Source organism: Chromobacterium haemolyticum DSM 19808, assembly GCF_000711885.1.
Lineage (GTDB): Bacteria > Pseudomonadota > Gammaproteobacteria > Burkholderiales > Chromobacteriaceae > Chromobacterium > Chromobacterium haemolyticum.
Genome location: NZ_JONK01000007.1, coordinates 99,171 through 113,919, shown reverse-complemented (window position 1 = coordinate 113,919; position 14,749 = coordinate 99,171). Strand labels below are relative to the sequence as shown.

The following is a 14,749-nucleotide window of genomic DNA, read 5'->3' as shown; positions in this document are numbered from 1 at the left end:
CGCCGGCCCAAGCTGGCGCAACAGTCAAAATCATAAAATAAACGGGGGAATTATCATGAGCCTGCCTTGGCAAACGCTGGCGCTCAATCCTTTGGCGGCATTCGGCGTGCTGCTGTCGCTGGGGGTGATAGGCGGCCAGATCGCTGTGCGGGTGGCGCGGCTGCCCGCCATCGTCGGCTATGTGCTGACCGGCTTGCTGATTGGGCCGCACAGCCTGCGGCTGCTGGACGAGCAGCTATTGCAGCAAGCGTCCATTTTCGTGCACTTGGCTTTGGGCATCGCATTGTTTGAAGCCGGCCGCCGCGTGGATCTACGGTGGCTGCGGGTAGAACGCACCTTGTTGCTGACCACCTTGTTCTATTGCCTATTGACCCTGCTCGGCCTGTTTGCCGCTTTGCAGTTGTTTGGCCTGGGGCTGGCGGCCAGTCTGATGTTGGCGGCGCTGGGCGTGGCCACTTCTCCGGTGGTCACACTGGAAATCGTACGGGAATCTAACGCGGACGGTCAGGTCAGCGAGCGTCTGTTGGTGGCCACCGCGCTGTCCAATCTGCTGGCTCTGCCCTGCTTCGCGCTGGCCTTGTCTTATGGACACCTCTCCGGCAACAACGGAGTGGAAAGCGGTATTTTGCTGCCGGGCTGGCTTACGCTGGCCTCCTGTGCGCTGGGCTTGCTGGCCGGCCTTGCGGCGATCCAGCTTAATCGCTGGCTGGGTGGCCGGCAGCGCGAATCGCAAAAGGTCATGCTGTTCGGCTTGATCGCGCTGGTGGTCGGGGTGGCTGACATGCTGCAGGTTTTGCCGTCTCTGGCCTTGCTCACGGCGGGCCTGGCCACTCGCAATCTCAAACACGGCCACACTGTGACCGAACGCGGCATCATGTCGTCGGCCCATATCTTTACCGTGGCGTTCTTCGTGGCCGCCGGCGCGCAATTGGCGCCGCAGTCGCTGGCGCAATTTTGGCCGGTGGCCGTGGCCTGCCTGCTGCTGCGAACTGGCTTTGCCGTATTGATTTGGTGGCTGGCCGCCGGGGCCAACGGCCTACCCAAGCGCCATGGCGCTTGCCTGGGGTTGGCGCTGAACTCCTGGTCCGGAGGCACTTCGCTGCTGATGAGCCTGGGCACGATTTCCCTGGGAGCCGCCGCGGGCAACTTCAGCGGGGTGATGATGGCCATCTTGGTGATCAATGAGCTGTGCGCGCCGGTGTTGACCCGCCTGGCCTTGAAGCTGGCCGGCGAAACCCGGCTGCAGGAGTAAGATGATGCTGGAATTCAACCGCAGTCAGCCGCTAACCCTGGGGGTGGAGCTGGAGCTGATGATTCTCAATCGGCGAGATTACGATTTGACCCGCGGCTCGGACGATTTGCTTCTGCAGGTGAATCGTCAGCAGCACGGTTTCGACATCAAGCCGGAAATCACTCAGGGCATGATAGAAATCGGCACCGCTGTGCACAGCGACGTCAACATGATGCTGGAGGAAATTCTGGCTATCCGCGAGCTGCTGGTCAACAGCGCGCGCAAACTGAACCTGGGGCTGGCCGGTGGAGGCTCGCATCCGTTTCAGCATTGGGACGAGCAGCGCATCTACCCCAAGGAGCGTTATCACCTAGTTTCCGAGCTGTACGGCTATCTGGCCAAGCAATTCACCGTCTACGGCCAGCACATTCACATCGGCTGCCCGGACGGCGACAGCGCAGTGCGGCTAACCCATTATCTGGCGCGTTACATTCCGCACTTCATCGCACTGTCCGCCTCCTCTCCTTTTTACCAGGGCGTGGATACGCTATTCCAAACCTCGCGACTGACTAGCGTCAACGCTTTTCCGTTATCCGGCTGCATGCCTTGCGTCAATAATTGGGAGCAGTTCAACGACTATTTCCGGCGCATGGCCAATCTGGGCATTGTCGCCAGCATGAAGGATTTCTACTGGGACATCCGACCCAAACCGGAATACGGCACGGTGGAAATCCGCATTTGCGATACGCCCTTGTCGGTGGAGACCCCGGTATTGCTGGCGGCTTACGCGCAGATGCTGGCGCATCGCTGCCTGGGCGAGCAGCAGGACGAGGTGTGTCAGGAACATTATCTGACCTATAGCTACAATCGCTTTCAGGCCTGCCGCTTCGGTTTTGACGGCATGTTGGTGGATGCCGGCAACAATAGTCAGATCGGACTGCAAGAGGATTTGCTCAACACGCTGAATCAGTTGGAACCGCAGGCCGAGGCTTTGGGCAATCAGGCGCAGCTGGTCGCCTTGCGGCAACGGGTGCTGAAGCGACAGTCCGACAGCGCTTGGCTGCGTCAAGTGTTCGACGGCAGCGGTTCTTTATCCGAAGTTGTGCGGCAACAAAGCGAACACTGGATGTACGCGGCGCCGGGAGTGGGCGTAAACTAAGCGGCTACGACTTTATCACTAGCCGCTATGCCATTCGACCTGCCCGCCCTGCCCGACCCCGCCCTGCCTGCCCGTTACTGCATTTTCGAAGGGTCCAAGATTCTACTATTGGATCAGGCCTTGCCGGATGAGCGCGCGCGCGGCTGGCCTCTGTCCCAGCAACTGTTCATCGGCGTACATGATGGTCACAATCTTTATTTGGCGGAACTAGTGGGCGCGCCGCCGGCCGGCTGCAACTGGCTGGCTCTGCGGCCGGCCTTGCTCAGCCTGCCCTCCGGGCTGACGCCCGCCATCGCCCGCGCCGCGCAGATCCGCCAGTTTCAGCGCACTCATCGCTATTGCGGCCGTTGTGCCGGGCCGCTGCTTCAGCGGTCCGGAGATAGCGGCAAACGCTGCTCCAGCTGCGGCCAGCTTTACTATCCCAAGCTGTCGCCGGCGATGATGGTGGTGATTCATCGCGGCCGAGAATTACTGCTGGCGCGCAGCCCTCACTTCGTTCCCGGCGTCTACAGCGCGCTGGCCGGCTTTGTCGAACCCGGCGAAACACTGGAGGAATGCGTGCACCGCGAAGCCTTCGAGGAAGTGGGCGTTCGCATCAAAAATCTGCGCTATGTCTGCTCGCAATCCTGGCCCTTTCCCCACTCGCTGATGTTGGGCTTTACCGCCGAATACGACAGCGGCGAGATCCTGCCGCAGGAGGGGGAAATCGAAGACGCCGGCTGGTTCGACATCGACGCCCTGCCGCAAACCCCGACGCCCATCTCCATTGCCTATCAATTGCTGAACCATACCGTGGCTTGGTTGCGCGAGAGGAATGAGGGACGGGGCTAGCTGGATAGCCCCATGGCGGACCCTGCCCGCCCCTCCGCCACACGACATTCATCCTTCCATGGCAAGCAGGTCGACGCGCCTGCTTGCTTCCATGCATCGTTTTGTGACAAAGACGACAGTCCTCCCCTGACACCAGAACGGCGGCAACCCTCACTTTCTTGATTTCGCCAAGAACGGGGGGATTCTGGCCCAAGTTAGTTTCGCGAGGCGGCAAGCAAGTTTGACACGAAGACCCGCGCCAACACATTTGAACTGTATTCGCCTAGGTAAAGAGAGCGCTCGTCAGGTGAAAGGATTATTTCACGGGGAAACTCTCCAGCACGGAATGAACGCAGAACGGCGGCAGCGCCTTTGCCGGCCAACGCAGAGGGGACGCTCACCACACTTAGGCTCCCTATCTGCCCCGTCGTGAATCGGTTGCTATTGGCAACGGCGATATAGCGGCCGTGGTCGAATAAAGCCAAGCCTACAGGGGAGGTTCCAACTGGCGTCGTTGAGATCAATGCTTGCCTGCCTTTGTCTGCCAAGCGGCCGGTACGCAACGCCAGAACCGTATTGTCACCTCGCGCCGTAACCCACGCGACGTCTTCGTCTTTGGATAGCACAACACGTACTGGCTGGCAGCCTGCCGCCAATTGGGTTTGCACTGCCTGCTTTGGAAAGCTTTGAGCAAGGCGCAGGTCAATCACGCTCAGGCTTCCCTGTCGCTGCCTTTGAGTAGGCGAGCCAAGGCGTGGGCATGCATTCGGACTGCTGCCGTGCAAAGACGGATCAGCAACTTGGCTTGTGACATATAGCAGGTGGCCATCATTGGAAACTGCCATACCGACAGGAGCCGTCCCAACCCTGATCGACGATATCAATGCATCAGCGCCTGCGAAGGCCTTTCTGAGGTCCACGATGGCAACCTGGCCCGAGGTTTCCTCCGCCACAGCCAGCAAGTCCCCGTTCGGCGTCCATACCACGTTGATGGGCCCGGACTTGGGCGGCAAGCTCACGGAAGCCACCGGGGCCAACAACTTGCCGGCCGCCAATTGGCCGGCATCAAAAATCAGCAAGGCCGGCGCGTTGTGGTCATTCACCACCGCCGCCAAGTAGCGCCCGTCTCGACTTAACGCTACCCCGAATATCGGCCCATTGGTCTTCACTACTCTTGCAAGTTGAAGGCTGCTAGTACGTGTGTTCACGATGGCAATGCCATTGACCGCGCCACTCAAACCGACAAATAGCCAATGAGAATCAGTGCTGGCTGTAATCCCAAAAGGTGAGCCAGGCAGTGTCAACAACTGTGCTTGTGGCAGCGTTGGCCCAGCTTGCACAACGGCTTGGCAAGCAGCCATGCCAAGCGCAGTTGCAATGTTTGAAAACGTGCTCGTCAGGCGAACTTTGCGCCAGGCATGTTTGAGTTTCATAGCATCACTCCTCTTGTTGCGGCATCCCGACGCCCGAATAGCGTCAGCAATGAACTAAGCACCTGCGATCTTGGCAAAACGGTTTAGAACCTGTTTGGATACGCTGCGCGTTGACGGGATAGTCAGACAAATGCGTTGCAACCGTCTTCGAAATGCTCATGCACGGAGGCGTACATCCCGCTTCCTCAACCGTTTTCGCCTTGCCCCACTTAGCGGATCAAACACACCGCAGCCGGGGAAGCATTCACGCCGGAGGCGCTGCTCGCGTTGGCAAAGGTCGGCCTCGCTCTAGACGCGTCGGTGTCGAGCACCGGCACGTGCTTGTGCAGCTCATCAAAGTAGGCGCAAGCCTTGGCCTTGTTGCCGCCGGGCTGTTTCAGCACATCCCCCGGCCGCCAGATAGTTCCAGCATGCGCCGCCGAGGTTTTGGGGTTGGGCGTGATCACCTAGACGCCGGGCTTGATCAGGTTGTCCCAATCGCGAACGCTCTTGAGGTTGCCCTTACGCACTAGGAGCACGATGGTGGAGGTATATGGGGGTGCGTCATGGCATGGCGACATCCTGAAGCTGCAAGTGATGTTTGCATCTAATCAGAAATGTCATATCGCCAAAAGTGATTATTTATTATCTTTAAATTCCAATTGAATCTATATGGATATGATTTTTAAATAACTGTGTGAAATAGCATTTTCGTTAGAAATCATTTCTGGAAATATAAAAGTCGGCATTACAGTGCGAGCCCCCCCCTTGAGGAGCTCAACGCACAGACCGCACCAGCCTTGCCGTTTCCGGTAAGGATGGCCACAAGCAACATTCCGCGCCAAAAACGTCGGGGGGCTGCATCTAATGTTGATGCCGCCAGTCTTTTGGTCAGTTCTAACGGGCATATCCCATGCCTATAACAGGCAGTAGCTGGCACCCTCAATGTCAGCCTCCTGTTATGACCATGCCCCAGCCAGCTTTGGCTGGGGTCTTTTTATGTCTTTGAACCTGTTTACGATCTACTACACGTCGTGGGCGCATTACACGGCGAGCACGTCAAAGCTTCGCGAGCCGAGGCTCGCGAAGCTCTAGTTTCAGATTAAGATCTGAGCAATTACAAATTACTGCATTGTCCTGTCACACCGCTCCGCCAAGATTTGCCGCCGGCATTCTTGCAGTTGTGGGCATGCTGGTGATTTCCAATAACCTTACCTGTGCAGTTCTTTGCGGAGAAGCATTGCCCTGGTTTCCTTGGTTGGATTTGATCCATTAGAGCATTTGGGGATAGATTGCTATCATTCTTGCTGGCTTGTTGGGTAGCAGAAGTGACTTGGTTGGCTTGAGTGGAGCCGATAGATGATGCGCTGGCAATAGAGGAAGCCAGCAGAAGAAAAGCGGCAAAAGGAATGGTTAGAGCGTTGATGGTCTTCATGACTCAAATCCTTTAATGTGCGAGAAAAATGCAGCAAAACCGCAAATTTCTATAGTGACGATAAAATTCAGGCAACAGGAATAGTTAAAGGCTCTCGCCTCAACACCCACATTAAGCCTTGATTAAGAAAGTCAAAATAAAAACAATATTAACAATGGAGTTAATATCAATGCGGCCGCACACTGTAGGGACTTTATGAGGCAACGACAGTTCACAGACTTTTTAGGTATTATTCACATTCTTTGTGAGAGCTTAGGGACGGTCAAGTATTACTAATTAGCAAGTAATGAAAAATATTCAGACGATTTGACTATGTGTCGGCGCTCATTTTCCCTGTGACCTAATCTAGAGATTTCCGGCCTCAAGGTGAGAAATTCGGAACTCGATCGGGGTTTGGTAGCCCAGCGAACTTCCTTTCCTCTGTCTCGTATCTTTGCGCGAAGGCAAAATTTGCGCACACACTGAACTACTGTCCATCACTTCAATGGAGTAGATTTGCTGGGCCTCCGAATCGATGCCCTAATGTACCCTTACGCAATTGCCTGCGATATTCCGCTCAGTGCTTCCTGGTTTTTCACTCACCTTCGCCCAACATATTGATGCCGGTAACTCAGCGCGCCTGAATTTTTCTGGTAGTGAATTTGGACCTGCAGCATCTGCTATCCCTTGGACAGCGTGCAGTAGCCCGGGACGGCCGTGCCAGCTTGAACAGGCTTTGCATGATACCGATGGCCTGTCGTAACCCCGGCCGGAGCAGGTTCATGACGGTTAAAACGAAGTGACCGACAACCTGTGTTCATCAGTGACGCAGCTTCAGATTTAGCGCACGGGAGACAGCGTGTAGCGCGCAGGATCGGTCGCGCGTGCGCCGGCGACCGAGCAGAAGGTCGCCTAATCCACGTGCCCAGATTATTTGCCTAGGCACGTTCTCGTGCGAGGACGTCGCCTAGCTCTTGTACCTGGGCATCGAGTCGGTGCAGTAGATCTACACCGAAGCTGTCAACACCGAACTGCTGCGTTTTGTATGTACAAATTGACTGCAGAAGATACACAAGAAAGTGGGGAAGTAGCATAAATCAAACTGATACAGTCTCGACGGCAACTATCAATTGCCCGGCAGCCAGAGGCAAGCATATATAACACGCAATAAGCGTATGGCTACTTCTGGCACTTGTACATGTCAGACAACTACACTGGGGATAGCCAAATGCATTCTTTCATGTCCATACTAATATTGATGAGCGTCATATCATTTAGCACCGAGGCTTCAACAGTCCAATGGCAAAATTGCTCAGGCTTAAAGTTCCGTCACTGGTTTAAAGACCCTCCTAATACCGAACTGCAGTGTGGGTACCTAGACGTCCCATTGAAATACATCAGTGGAACAAGTCTTAATGAACAGGGTACCGGAAATGTAGTCAGGCTTGCTCTGACCCGGCTTCCTGCCAAAGGGGTGAGTAAGGGTTCTCTTTTGGTTATTAGCGGAGGGCCTGGTTATTTTGGCATTAACCCATGGGTAGATATAGAAGGATCCGCCAAGAAAATACATGAATCTTGGGACATCGTGGGATACGACCCTAGAGGGATTGGGCAGTCTAAGCCCATAATTGACTGCACAATGATAGAAGAGCCGTCTACCCCCGAAAATTATAACAAAGATCTGATCAATGCCTGCGTTAAATATACAGGCATTGATGTTCTAAAACATATGGGTACTGACGAAGCTGCAAGTGATGTGGATCGTATTCGGCAAGCTATAGGCGATAAAAAACTAACAGCACTAGCATACTCATATGGAACTCAAGTCGGCTTGATTTATGCAGAGCGTTTTCCCAATAACGTCCGGGCCATGGTACTTGACGGTGTTGTAGACATTGATGAAGCAAAAGATAGTTATCTCATGCGAGAGAATCAGGAAAGAGGATATCAGGCGACTTTTGAACGATTTGCTGCATGGTGCGCAAAAACCAAAAAATGCCCGCTTTCTGCCGATAAAGCTGTAGCAACTCAACAGTACATTGATCTGCTAAACAAGTTGCATTCTTCGCCACTATCCAGGTCAGATGGTCAGCAGGTATCAGCCAATGAGCTGAGATCGCTAACCACATCACTCCTAATATGGCATTCATCTTGGCCCGATTTGGCCACAGTAGTAAGACAGCTAAGTAAAGGCGTTGTCGGAAAAAAGGTAGAAAAAATCTTGAGCCAGCAGGAGTCTGATTCAATTTCAAACCTATCGGAGGATGCTCTTAATGTCATATCTTGTGTCGATTTCTCTCCCGCCGGACTCAGTCAGGATGATATCCTTTATCGGAGACGAAAAATAAAAGAAGCGTTCCCTGCAATCAATTTCCAGCCCCAAGAACAAGATCCTATTGAACTGTGCGATATGTGGCCTTGGAAGAGCAACTTTCATTCGAGACGTCCTGCCAGCATACCCGTCTTGCCTCAGTTGCTTTTTGTAGCCCAGCGATATGACCCTACGACTCCATGGCAGAATGCAAAAAATATGCCGACTCAATTTAAAGGTAGATTGATTACTCTGGAAGGAGATGGGCACACTCTAGCATTATCGGGAAAGGAAAAATGTGTGGACAAGGCGATTATCGACTGTAGCGCCCCTTTAATGTGCCAATCTTAAATTTTTCTTTCTCGTTACTTACCATTTAACCCCCGTTCATGAAAAATGACAGGGGTTTTCTTTTTGGAGAAACGAATGGGCCCGCAACGCCTGCATGATTAGGTGTGAGCTTCCTCTTGGGCCAGGTTATGTTTTAGCAGTGCAGCGCTGGGCAGAGCTTGAGAAAGCAAAGATACCGGCCATGGCGCTTCCTACTTTCAAGGATCTGGCAGATAAGTACATGCAAGATGCCATTCCATTAAAATCTCCGAGGGCGCAAATTGAAAACCTACGGCAGATGAAAAATTTGCTGGAGTTCTTCTGCAATTCTGAACCTGCTCAGCTCGAGGACATAGAACCCTCATGTATATGGACAAACGTAGCAAGTCTGGCAAAGTTACGGCTAATCGAGAGAAGGCCCTCCTCTCCCACATGTGGACTAAGGGTCGAGAGTGGGGCTATACCAGCCGACCAAACCCGTGCACGGGAGTAAGCGTAAATAGTGAAACATGAGAGAATATCAAAACAGCTATTTGGAATGCTGATTGCAAAAATTCTATAGGGCGACGAGCAAAAGGGCGCAAGTTTTAAGCAGGTGGAAATTTAAGATATAAAGCGACAACTTTGGGGGTAATGGACGAATTTTGCGTGCTGGAAGATAGGCACCGAATGGCGCTTTGGCAGGAGGAAAGGCGAGGAATTTTAGACAGTACTGTCTAAAATTCTATCTAAAATGCATCAAGGGCTTATAGAGAAAACCCTATAAGCCCTTGATTTTATTGGTGCCGGCGGCAGGAATCGAACTCGCGACCCCCTGATTACAAGTCAGGTGCTCTACCAACTGAGCTACACCGGCGAAGAGAGGCGTATTATGTCGCGCCTCAATGGCTTTGGCAAGCTGTTAACGCGTCTTTTTCTGCACTTTTTTATGCGGCTTTTTGGCGCTCTTGCCAACCACTTTGTTTTTGCTGGTTCTTTTGGCCGAAACTTTATGCGCAGGGCGCTTTGCGGCTTTGGCTGAGTGGCGCGGCTTTTTGATTGTCGATTTTTTAACAGTCGATTTTGCCGCTGGCTTGGCTGCCGCCTTGCCGTGGCGCGCTTGTTTGGCGCTGATAGCCTTGGCTTGGCGCTTGCCGTGCTTGCCGGCTTTCGCCTTGGGCTTGCCTTTGGCCTGACGCGCCGGCTTGGCTTGTTGGCTGGAACGCACCGGTTCGGCCGTCTGAACGGTTTTAGCGGGAGCCGCCTTGCGCGTAGGCTTGCTCGCCGGGGCCATCTGCACATCGCCCGGCAGCGGCATGTCTTCTGGTTCGGCCAGGCTGGCCGGGCTGATCAGCGCCAGGCTTAAGGCCAGCGCAATGGTGTGCGTTGCGAATTTCATGATAAGGGATCTAATGCTCTCTGGAATGAAACGGGCCGCGCGTTGCGCCGCCAAAACCCGCATACTAGCACGGTGTTTCCCGCGTTTAGGCGGAAATTGATCGCAACGGACTGCTCTCACCCACGAGGCGGACTGATTTTTCTTGCCGCAGCGCGCCATCGGCGCGCCCCGTATGCTATACCCACAGTGCAATGCCAGTGTAATTGGCCCTGCCGTCGCTTTCTCCGCTCGCTTTCCCTTTCCTGACACGCAATGGAAACAGCATGCCTCAACCCAAAATTTTGTTGGTGGACGATAGCGCCACCAATAGCCTGATGGTCCGTACCTTTGTTGAAGACCTGGGGTATCAATGCGACCTTGCCTGCAATGGCCGGGAGGCCGTCTCCATATGCAAGGAAGTTGGTTACGACCTGATTTTGATGGACATCATCATGCCGGTGATGAACGGACTGGAAGCCACGAAGGAGCTGCGGACACTCTTCGGCGAACACTGGGTTCCCATCATTTTCCTGACGGGCCTGAGTCAGCAAAAAGATCTGATAGAGGGGCTCAAAGCCGGCGGCGACGACTACCTGACCAAACCGGTCAGTCCGGACTTATTAACGGCCAAGATCCAGGTATTCTTGCGCATCGCCCAAATGCAGCGACAGATCAACCAGGACGCCGTGCGCCTGGAACGCTACTTCCTCGACAATGAACGAGAACAAAGCTACGCGCTGGAACTGATTGAGCGCCTGAACCGGCAGCAATTGGAACTACCCTCGCATGTCTGGCGCCATTTGCGGCCCGCCTCGCAGTTCAACGGCGATCTGGTCTGCTATGCGCGTTCCGGCGGACGAGAATACTTGATGCTGGCAGACTGCACCGGCCACGGCTTGACCGCCGCGATCAGCGCCATTCCCGCAGTGGAGTGCTTTTACGATCTTGCTCAGGAACAGGCCGCGCTGGGCGATATTGCGGCAGCAATCAACGACAAGTTGCACCGCCTGCTGCCCTTTGGCCGCTTCGTGGCCGGCATTATCATTGCGATCGACGCGGCCTCCCAATGCCTGCAAGTCTGGAACGGCGGCATTCCTTGTGCATTGATGTTTGATCCGCAGGGCCGCAAGATCAAACAGTTCCGCTCCGAGCACCCTCCTTTGGGGATTTTGGCGGCGCGGCAGTTCGATCGTTCGTTGGAAACCAGCGTGCTGCGTCCGGAGCATGCGTTGATCGTTTGCTCGGACGGAATTACCGAGGCCCAGGCTGAGAATGGCCGAATGTTTGGTCTGGACGGGGTCATCAAAGCGGCTGAGGCCGGCTGGCCGGGCCGGGCCGGGTTGGCAATACCATACTGCAAGCGCTGCAGCGGCATCGTCAAAACGAAGCCATGCTGGACGATGCATCGTTGTTGGTGGTTCGTTCCCCCGCGCATGCAAGCAAGCCTGAGGGGGAGGCCGGACACGAGACAAAGGACCGCTCTCGCTGGCACGATGCCTAAAAACCAGCTCAAATCTGCCGCGTTTCGGCGATGCGGCATTAAAAACATACTCAAAATGCGCCTGTAGCACCCGCGCATTCCTCTTTTGCACTTTTTGCATTTCCCTCGCTCGCGCGGCTTTGAACAGGCTAAGAGTCCCTCCCCGCCTTGATTCGATGGCGTTATGGCAACATAATCCGCTTTTTCATAAACGGCTTCTCATTTATATGACCAAGGAATTTGAGCGCCAACCGCTGCCCTTGCCGGGCGGCCATGAAAAAGTGCTGCTGCACTCCTGCTGCGCGCCCTGCTCCGGCGAGGTCATGGAGGCCATGCAGGCTTCCGGCATAGACTTCACTATTTTTTTCTACAACCCAAACATCCACCCGCTGAAAGAGTACGAGCTGCGCAAGAACGAGAACATCCGCTTTGCCGAACAGTTCGGCATTCCTTTCGTGGATGCGGATTATGACCGCGACAACTGGTTCGAGCGCGCCAAGGGCATGGAAAACGAGCCGGAGCGCGGCATCCGCTGCACCATGTGCTTCGACATGCGCTTTGAACGCACCGCTCTGTACGCGCATGAGCACGGTTTTCCGGTGATCACCAGTTCTTTGGGAATTTCGCGCTGGAAGAATATGCAGCAGATCAACGACTGCGGCGTGAGAGCCGCCGCGCGCTACCCCGGCCTGATCTATTGGGAATACAACTGGCGCAAGGGCGGCGGCTCCGCGCGCATGATAGAAATCAGTAAGCGCGAACAGTTCTACCAACAGGAGTATTGCGGCTGCGCCTATTCCCTGCGCGACAGCAACCGCCAGCGCCGCGAAGCCGGCCGCGCGCCCATCCGTCTAGGCGTCAAATACTATGGCGATGAAGACGACCAGGCTTGAAGCGCCGCTGCCTCATTCCTCAATTTCACGCGCATAGCGCACCAGCGCCTGCAAGAGCTGGGCGAAGCGGTGCGCAGCCAGGTTGCTGTCCGAAGGCGTGAGCCAGGTGCTGCTGATTTCCAGTTGGATGGCCGGCACGCCCAGCCCGGAAGCGAACTTGGCGATGGTCTGGTGCTTGGACGCGGCAAAGTAATTGTCCGAAACATTCAGCACGCCCTGTTGCCGCAGGCTTAGCTCCAGTCGTTGTTGCAATTCCGGCTTGCCTAGCAACGAGGCCCCGTTCAAGGTACCGAAGTCCACGTCGTAAGGCCGGTATGGATGGCTGCCGTGCAGGTCCAGCACCAGCAGCGGGCGTCGATCCGCAATCAACGCCGCCAGCTTGCGCTTGAAGGCGTTGTCGTCGTCGTAATTGGGATCGGCCGGCGCGGCGCGGGTGGTATAGATCGCGGTGGCGCCGGCCAGTTGATGCAGCATCGCCGCCAAGGCCGCGGTGCCTCCGCCATCGGAGAAACGGTATTGTCCTTCGCGGAACGGGCTGGTGGCGTGCGGCGCGGTCACGATGATGGGACGAGCGCCTTCCCGCACTACAAACCAAGGCTCGCCGTTTTGCGGCGGTCTGTCCTTGGCGGCGTCCGCCTCCTGTTGCAACTGGATGGCCTCTACAATGTGAGCGGGTTCGATGATGGCCCGCGCAGGCGGCGATTTGCCGATGGCGGGCGCCATCGACAGCGCCAGGACCAGAACCCCTACTGCCAGCTTGACTCTCACCGCTCCCCTCCCCCGTGAATACGAGCCGCATGCTCGATCTTTGCTGGACCGGGCCGGCGCTGCTTGGTTCTGCGCACCGGCCCGTAATAGCGGCGCTAGAGCACAGGCTTCCGCGCAGTGAGCAGCAACAGGGCCGGGCGGCGCGCGTGCGGGCGCAAACCGTCCTGACGCGCCATCGCCCCCTCGTCCGGCGCGGGCTCGCCCAGATGAAGCAATTGGAAACCGGCGCCTGACAAGCCGGCCACATAGCTTTCCACCGTGCGGTGATGCTTGATCACGCCGTCGACAAACCAGCGGGTTTCACGCGCGCCCTGCTGAAAATACGCGTCCAGCGTCCAATGCGCCTGCCGTCCGGCCTCGTCCAGCGCCCAACCTTGCGGGCTCGCCGTGCAAACCGGATGCTCCACCGTCAGCGCGAACACACCGCCGGGCCGTAAAGCGGCGAACACGCGCGCCGCCACGGCGGCGTAATCCGCCACGTAATGCAAGGCCAGCGACGACACCGCCAGATCATAAGCTCCCGCAGGCGGCTGAAAGTCCTCGATGCCGGCGCACAGGTATTGAATGCCGGAATCCCGTGTGCGCGCTCGCGCCTGCTCCAGCATGCGTTCGGACAAATCCACCGCGGTGACGCTGGCCGCGCCTTGGGCGCGCGCCCAACGGGCGAAATCGCCAAAGCCGCAGCCCAGGTCCAGCACGTCGGCGCCGGACAGCGGCGGCAGCGCATCGCGCAAGGCGGGCTGTTCCAAGGCGCCGTTCAGGCCGCTATCGTTGTCGCGCAAAGCTTGGTATTGGGAGAAAAAGACCGGATGGTCATAAATGTTTTGCTGCATTTGGAGGCTCCGTAAAGACTTAAGGGAAGCGCTCCAGGGCGACGCGCGGCTATGCCGACGCGCAAAAGCGAGCCCAGCCGTTCCCGGCTTGGCGCGCGTCTTCTCTCATCCGGACTTTCACCGTCGGCTTCGGCTTCGCACCGAATCTGCTGACCCGCGCATCGTGGAAACGATGGCGCGGCGCTCGCGGGCTCGCCGCCGGCATGCGCCGCGGCTTACCGCCGGTGGGGAGTTTCACCCCGCCCTGAAGACGGGCACAGGATAAAGGCGGCGCCAGGGTTGGACAAGCCCGGCCGCATCGCGCATAGTCTGCGCATTCTGATTGCGATGGAGCAAGGCATGACCCTGAAACCGCCAGTCTGGCTGGCTTTTGTCCTGAGCGCCGGCACCGCCTTCGCCGCGCCCGCGCCGGCAGCCCAAACCGAGATCAATCACCTGCTGGACTATCTGGCCAAATCCGGATGCGAGTTCAATCGAAATGGCAGTTGGTACGGCTCCAAGGAGGCCCGCGACCATCTGAACGACAAATACCAGTATCTGCTGAAAAAAGACTGGGTGAGCAACACGGAAAGCTTCATCGAACGTGCCGCCACGCAGAGCAGCATCAGCGGCAAGGCCTACCAAGTGCGTTGCGGCGCGGCGCAGCCGGTGGCCAGCGCCGCCTGGCTCAAAGCGGAGCTGAGCCGCTATCGTCAGCGGAAATAGAGGGCAGGCCGGGAATCCCGGCCTGCCGCAGCGCCACGCAGCTGTT

Annotated in this window: 13 protein-coding genes, 1 tRNA gene and 1 riboswitch; of the genes, 7 read left to right on the top strand and 7 right to left on the bottom strand. The window is 56.3% G+C overall.

Annotated features, from left to right (window positions below; genetic code table 11):
* Positions 1-55: 55 nt before the first annotated feature.
* From BR71_RS06935 to nudC, 3 genes are read left to right on the top strand one after another with little or no spacing between them, the layout of a single operon-like run.
* Entirely contained in the window at positions 56-1,252 is a 1,197-nt protein-coding gene (locus BR71_RS06935; RefSeq protein ID WP_043634696.1) for a cation:proton antiporter, read from the top strand.
* 4 nt (positions 1,253-1,256) lie between these two features.
* Positions 1,257-2,390: a YbdK family carboxylate-amine ligase gene (locus BR71_RS06930; RefSeq protein ID WP_043634869.1), complete on the top strand. Its 1,134-nt coding sequence runs from the start codon at positions 1,257-1,259 to the stop codon at positions 2,388-2,390.
* A gap of 27 nt (positions 2,391-2,417) precedes the next feature.
* Positions 2,418-3,221 (top strand): NAD(+) diphosphatase, encoded by an 804-nt coding sequence (gene nudC / locus BR71_RS06925; protein WP_043634693.1) that lies wholly within the window; start codon positions 2,418-2,420, stop codon positions 3,219-3,221.
* Between the two features lie 194 nt (positions 3,222-3,415).
* On the opposite strand, the gene BR71_RS24090 is transcribed toward nudC, so the two are convergent.
* The 3 genes from BR71_RS24090 to BR71_RS24080 form a co-directional block, all read right to left on the bottom strand.
* Positions 3,416-4,633 (bottom strand): YncE family protein, encoded by a 1,218-nt coding sequence (locus BR71_RS24090; RefSeq protein WP_156038875.1) that lies wholly within the window; start codon positions 4,631-4,633, stop codon positions 3,416-3,418.
* A 209-nt stretch (positions 4,634-4,842) separates the two neighbouring features.
* Entirely contained in the window at positions 4,843-5,079 is a 237-nt protein-coding gene (locus BR71_RS24610) for a hypothetical protein (RefSeq protein WP_196783775.1), read from the bottom strand.
* Positions 5,080-5,729: 650 nt separating this feature from the next.
* On the bottom strand, positions 5,730-6,047 hold the full coding sequence (locus BR71_RS24080) for a hypothetical protein (RefSeq protein WP_156038873.1): 318 nt from the start codon (positions 6,045-6,047) through the stop codon (positions 5,730-5,732).
* 1,207 nt (positions 6,048-7,254) lie between these two features.
* Here BR71_RS24080 and BR71_RS23460 point away from each other — a divergent pair.
* A complete protein-coding gene (locus tag BR71_RS23460; RefSeq protein ID WP_162179194.1) occupies positions 7,255-8,688 on the top strand; it encodes an alpha/beta hydrolase in 1,434 nt (477 codons plus the stop codon).
* A gap of 759 nt (positions 8,689-9,447) precedes the next feature.
* Here the strand turns inward: BR71_RS23460 and BR71_RS06910 are convergent.
* A tRNA-Thr gene (locus BR71_RS06910) sits at positions 9,448-9,523 on the bottom strand.
* 45 nt (positions 9,524-9,568) lie between these two features.
* Positions 9,569-10,108, bottom strand: a complete 540-nt coding sequence (locus BR71_RS06905) for a hypothetical protein (RefSeq protein ID WP_156038871.1) — start codon at positions 10,106-10,108, stop codon at positions 9,569-9,571.
* A gap of 200 nt (positions 10,109-10,308) precedes the next feature.
* On the opposite strand from BR71_RS06905, the gene BR71_RS06900 reads away from it, so the two are divergent.
* The gene (locus BR71_RS06900) at positions 10,309-11,592 is read left to right on the top strand and encodes a SpoIIE family protein phosphatase (protein WP_043634685.1); all 1,284 of its coding nucleotides are present in this window, start codon (positions 10,309-10,311) and stop codon (positions 11,590-11,592) included.
* 139 nt (positions 11,593-11,731) lie between these two features.
* Positions 11,732-12,397, top strand: coding sequence for an epoxyqueuosine reductase QueH (locus BR71_RS06895; protein ID WP_043634861.1), 666 nt, complete (start codon positions 11,732-11,734; stop codon positions 12,395-12,397).
* 12 nt (positions 12,398-12,409) lie between these two features.
* Here BR71_RS06895 and BR71_RS06890 read toward each other — a convergent pair whose 3' ends face one another.
* Both BR71_RS06890 and BR71_RS06885 read right to left on the bottom strand, forming a co-directional pair.
* A complete protein-coding gene (locus tag BR71_RS06890; protein ID WP_156038870.1) occupies positions 12,410-13,165 on the bottom strand; it encodes an N-formylglutamate amidohydrolase in 756 nt (251 codons plus the stop codon).
* Between the two features lie 95 nt (positions 13,166-13,260).
* A complete protein-coding gene (locus BR71_RS06885) occupies positions 13,261-13,998 on the bottom strand; it encodes a class I SAM-dependent methyltransferase (RefSeq protein ID WP_043634682.1) in 738 nt (245 codons plus the stop codon).
* A gap of 93 nt (positions 13,999-14,091) precedes the next feature.
* Positions 14,092-14,254, bottom strand: a riboswitch (FMN riboswitch).
* Between the two features lie 83 nt (positions 14,255-14,337).
* Here BR71_RS06885 and BR71_RS06880 point away from each other — a divergent pair.
* Entirely contained in the window at positions 14,338-14,703 is a 366-nt protein-coding gene (locus tag BR71_RS06880) for a YfeK family protein (RefSeq protein ID WP_085951891.1), read from the top strand.
* Positions 14,704-14,749: the final 46 nt, after the last annotated feature.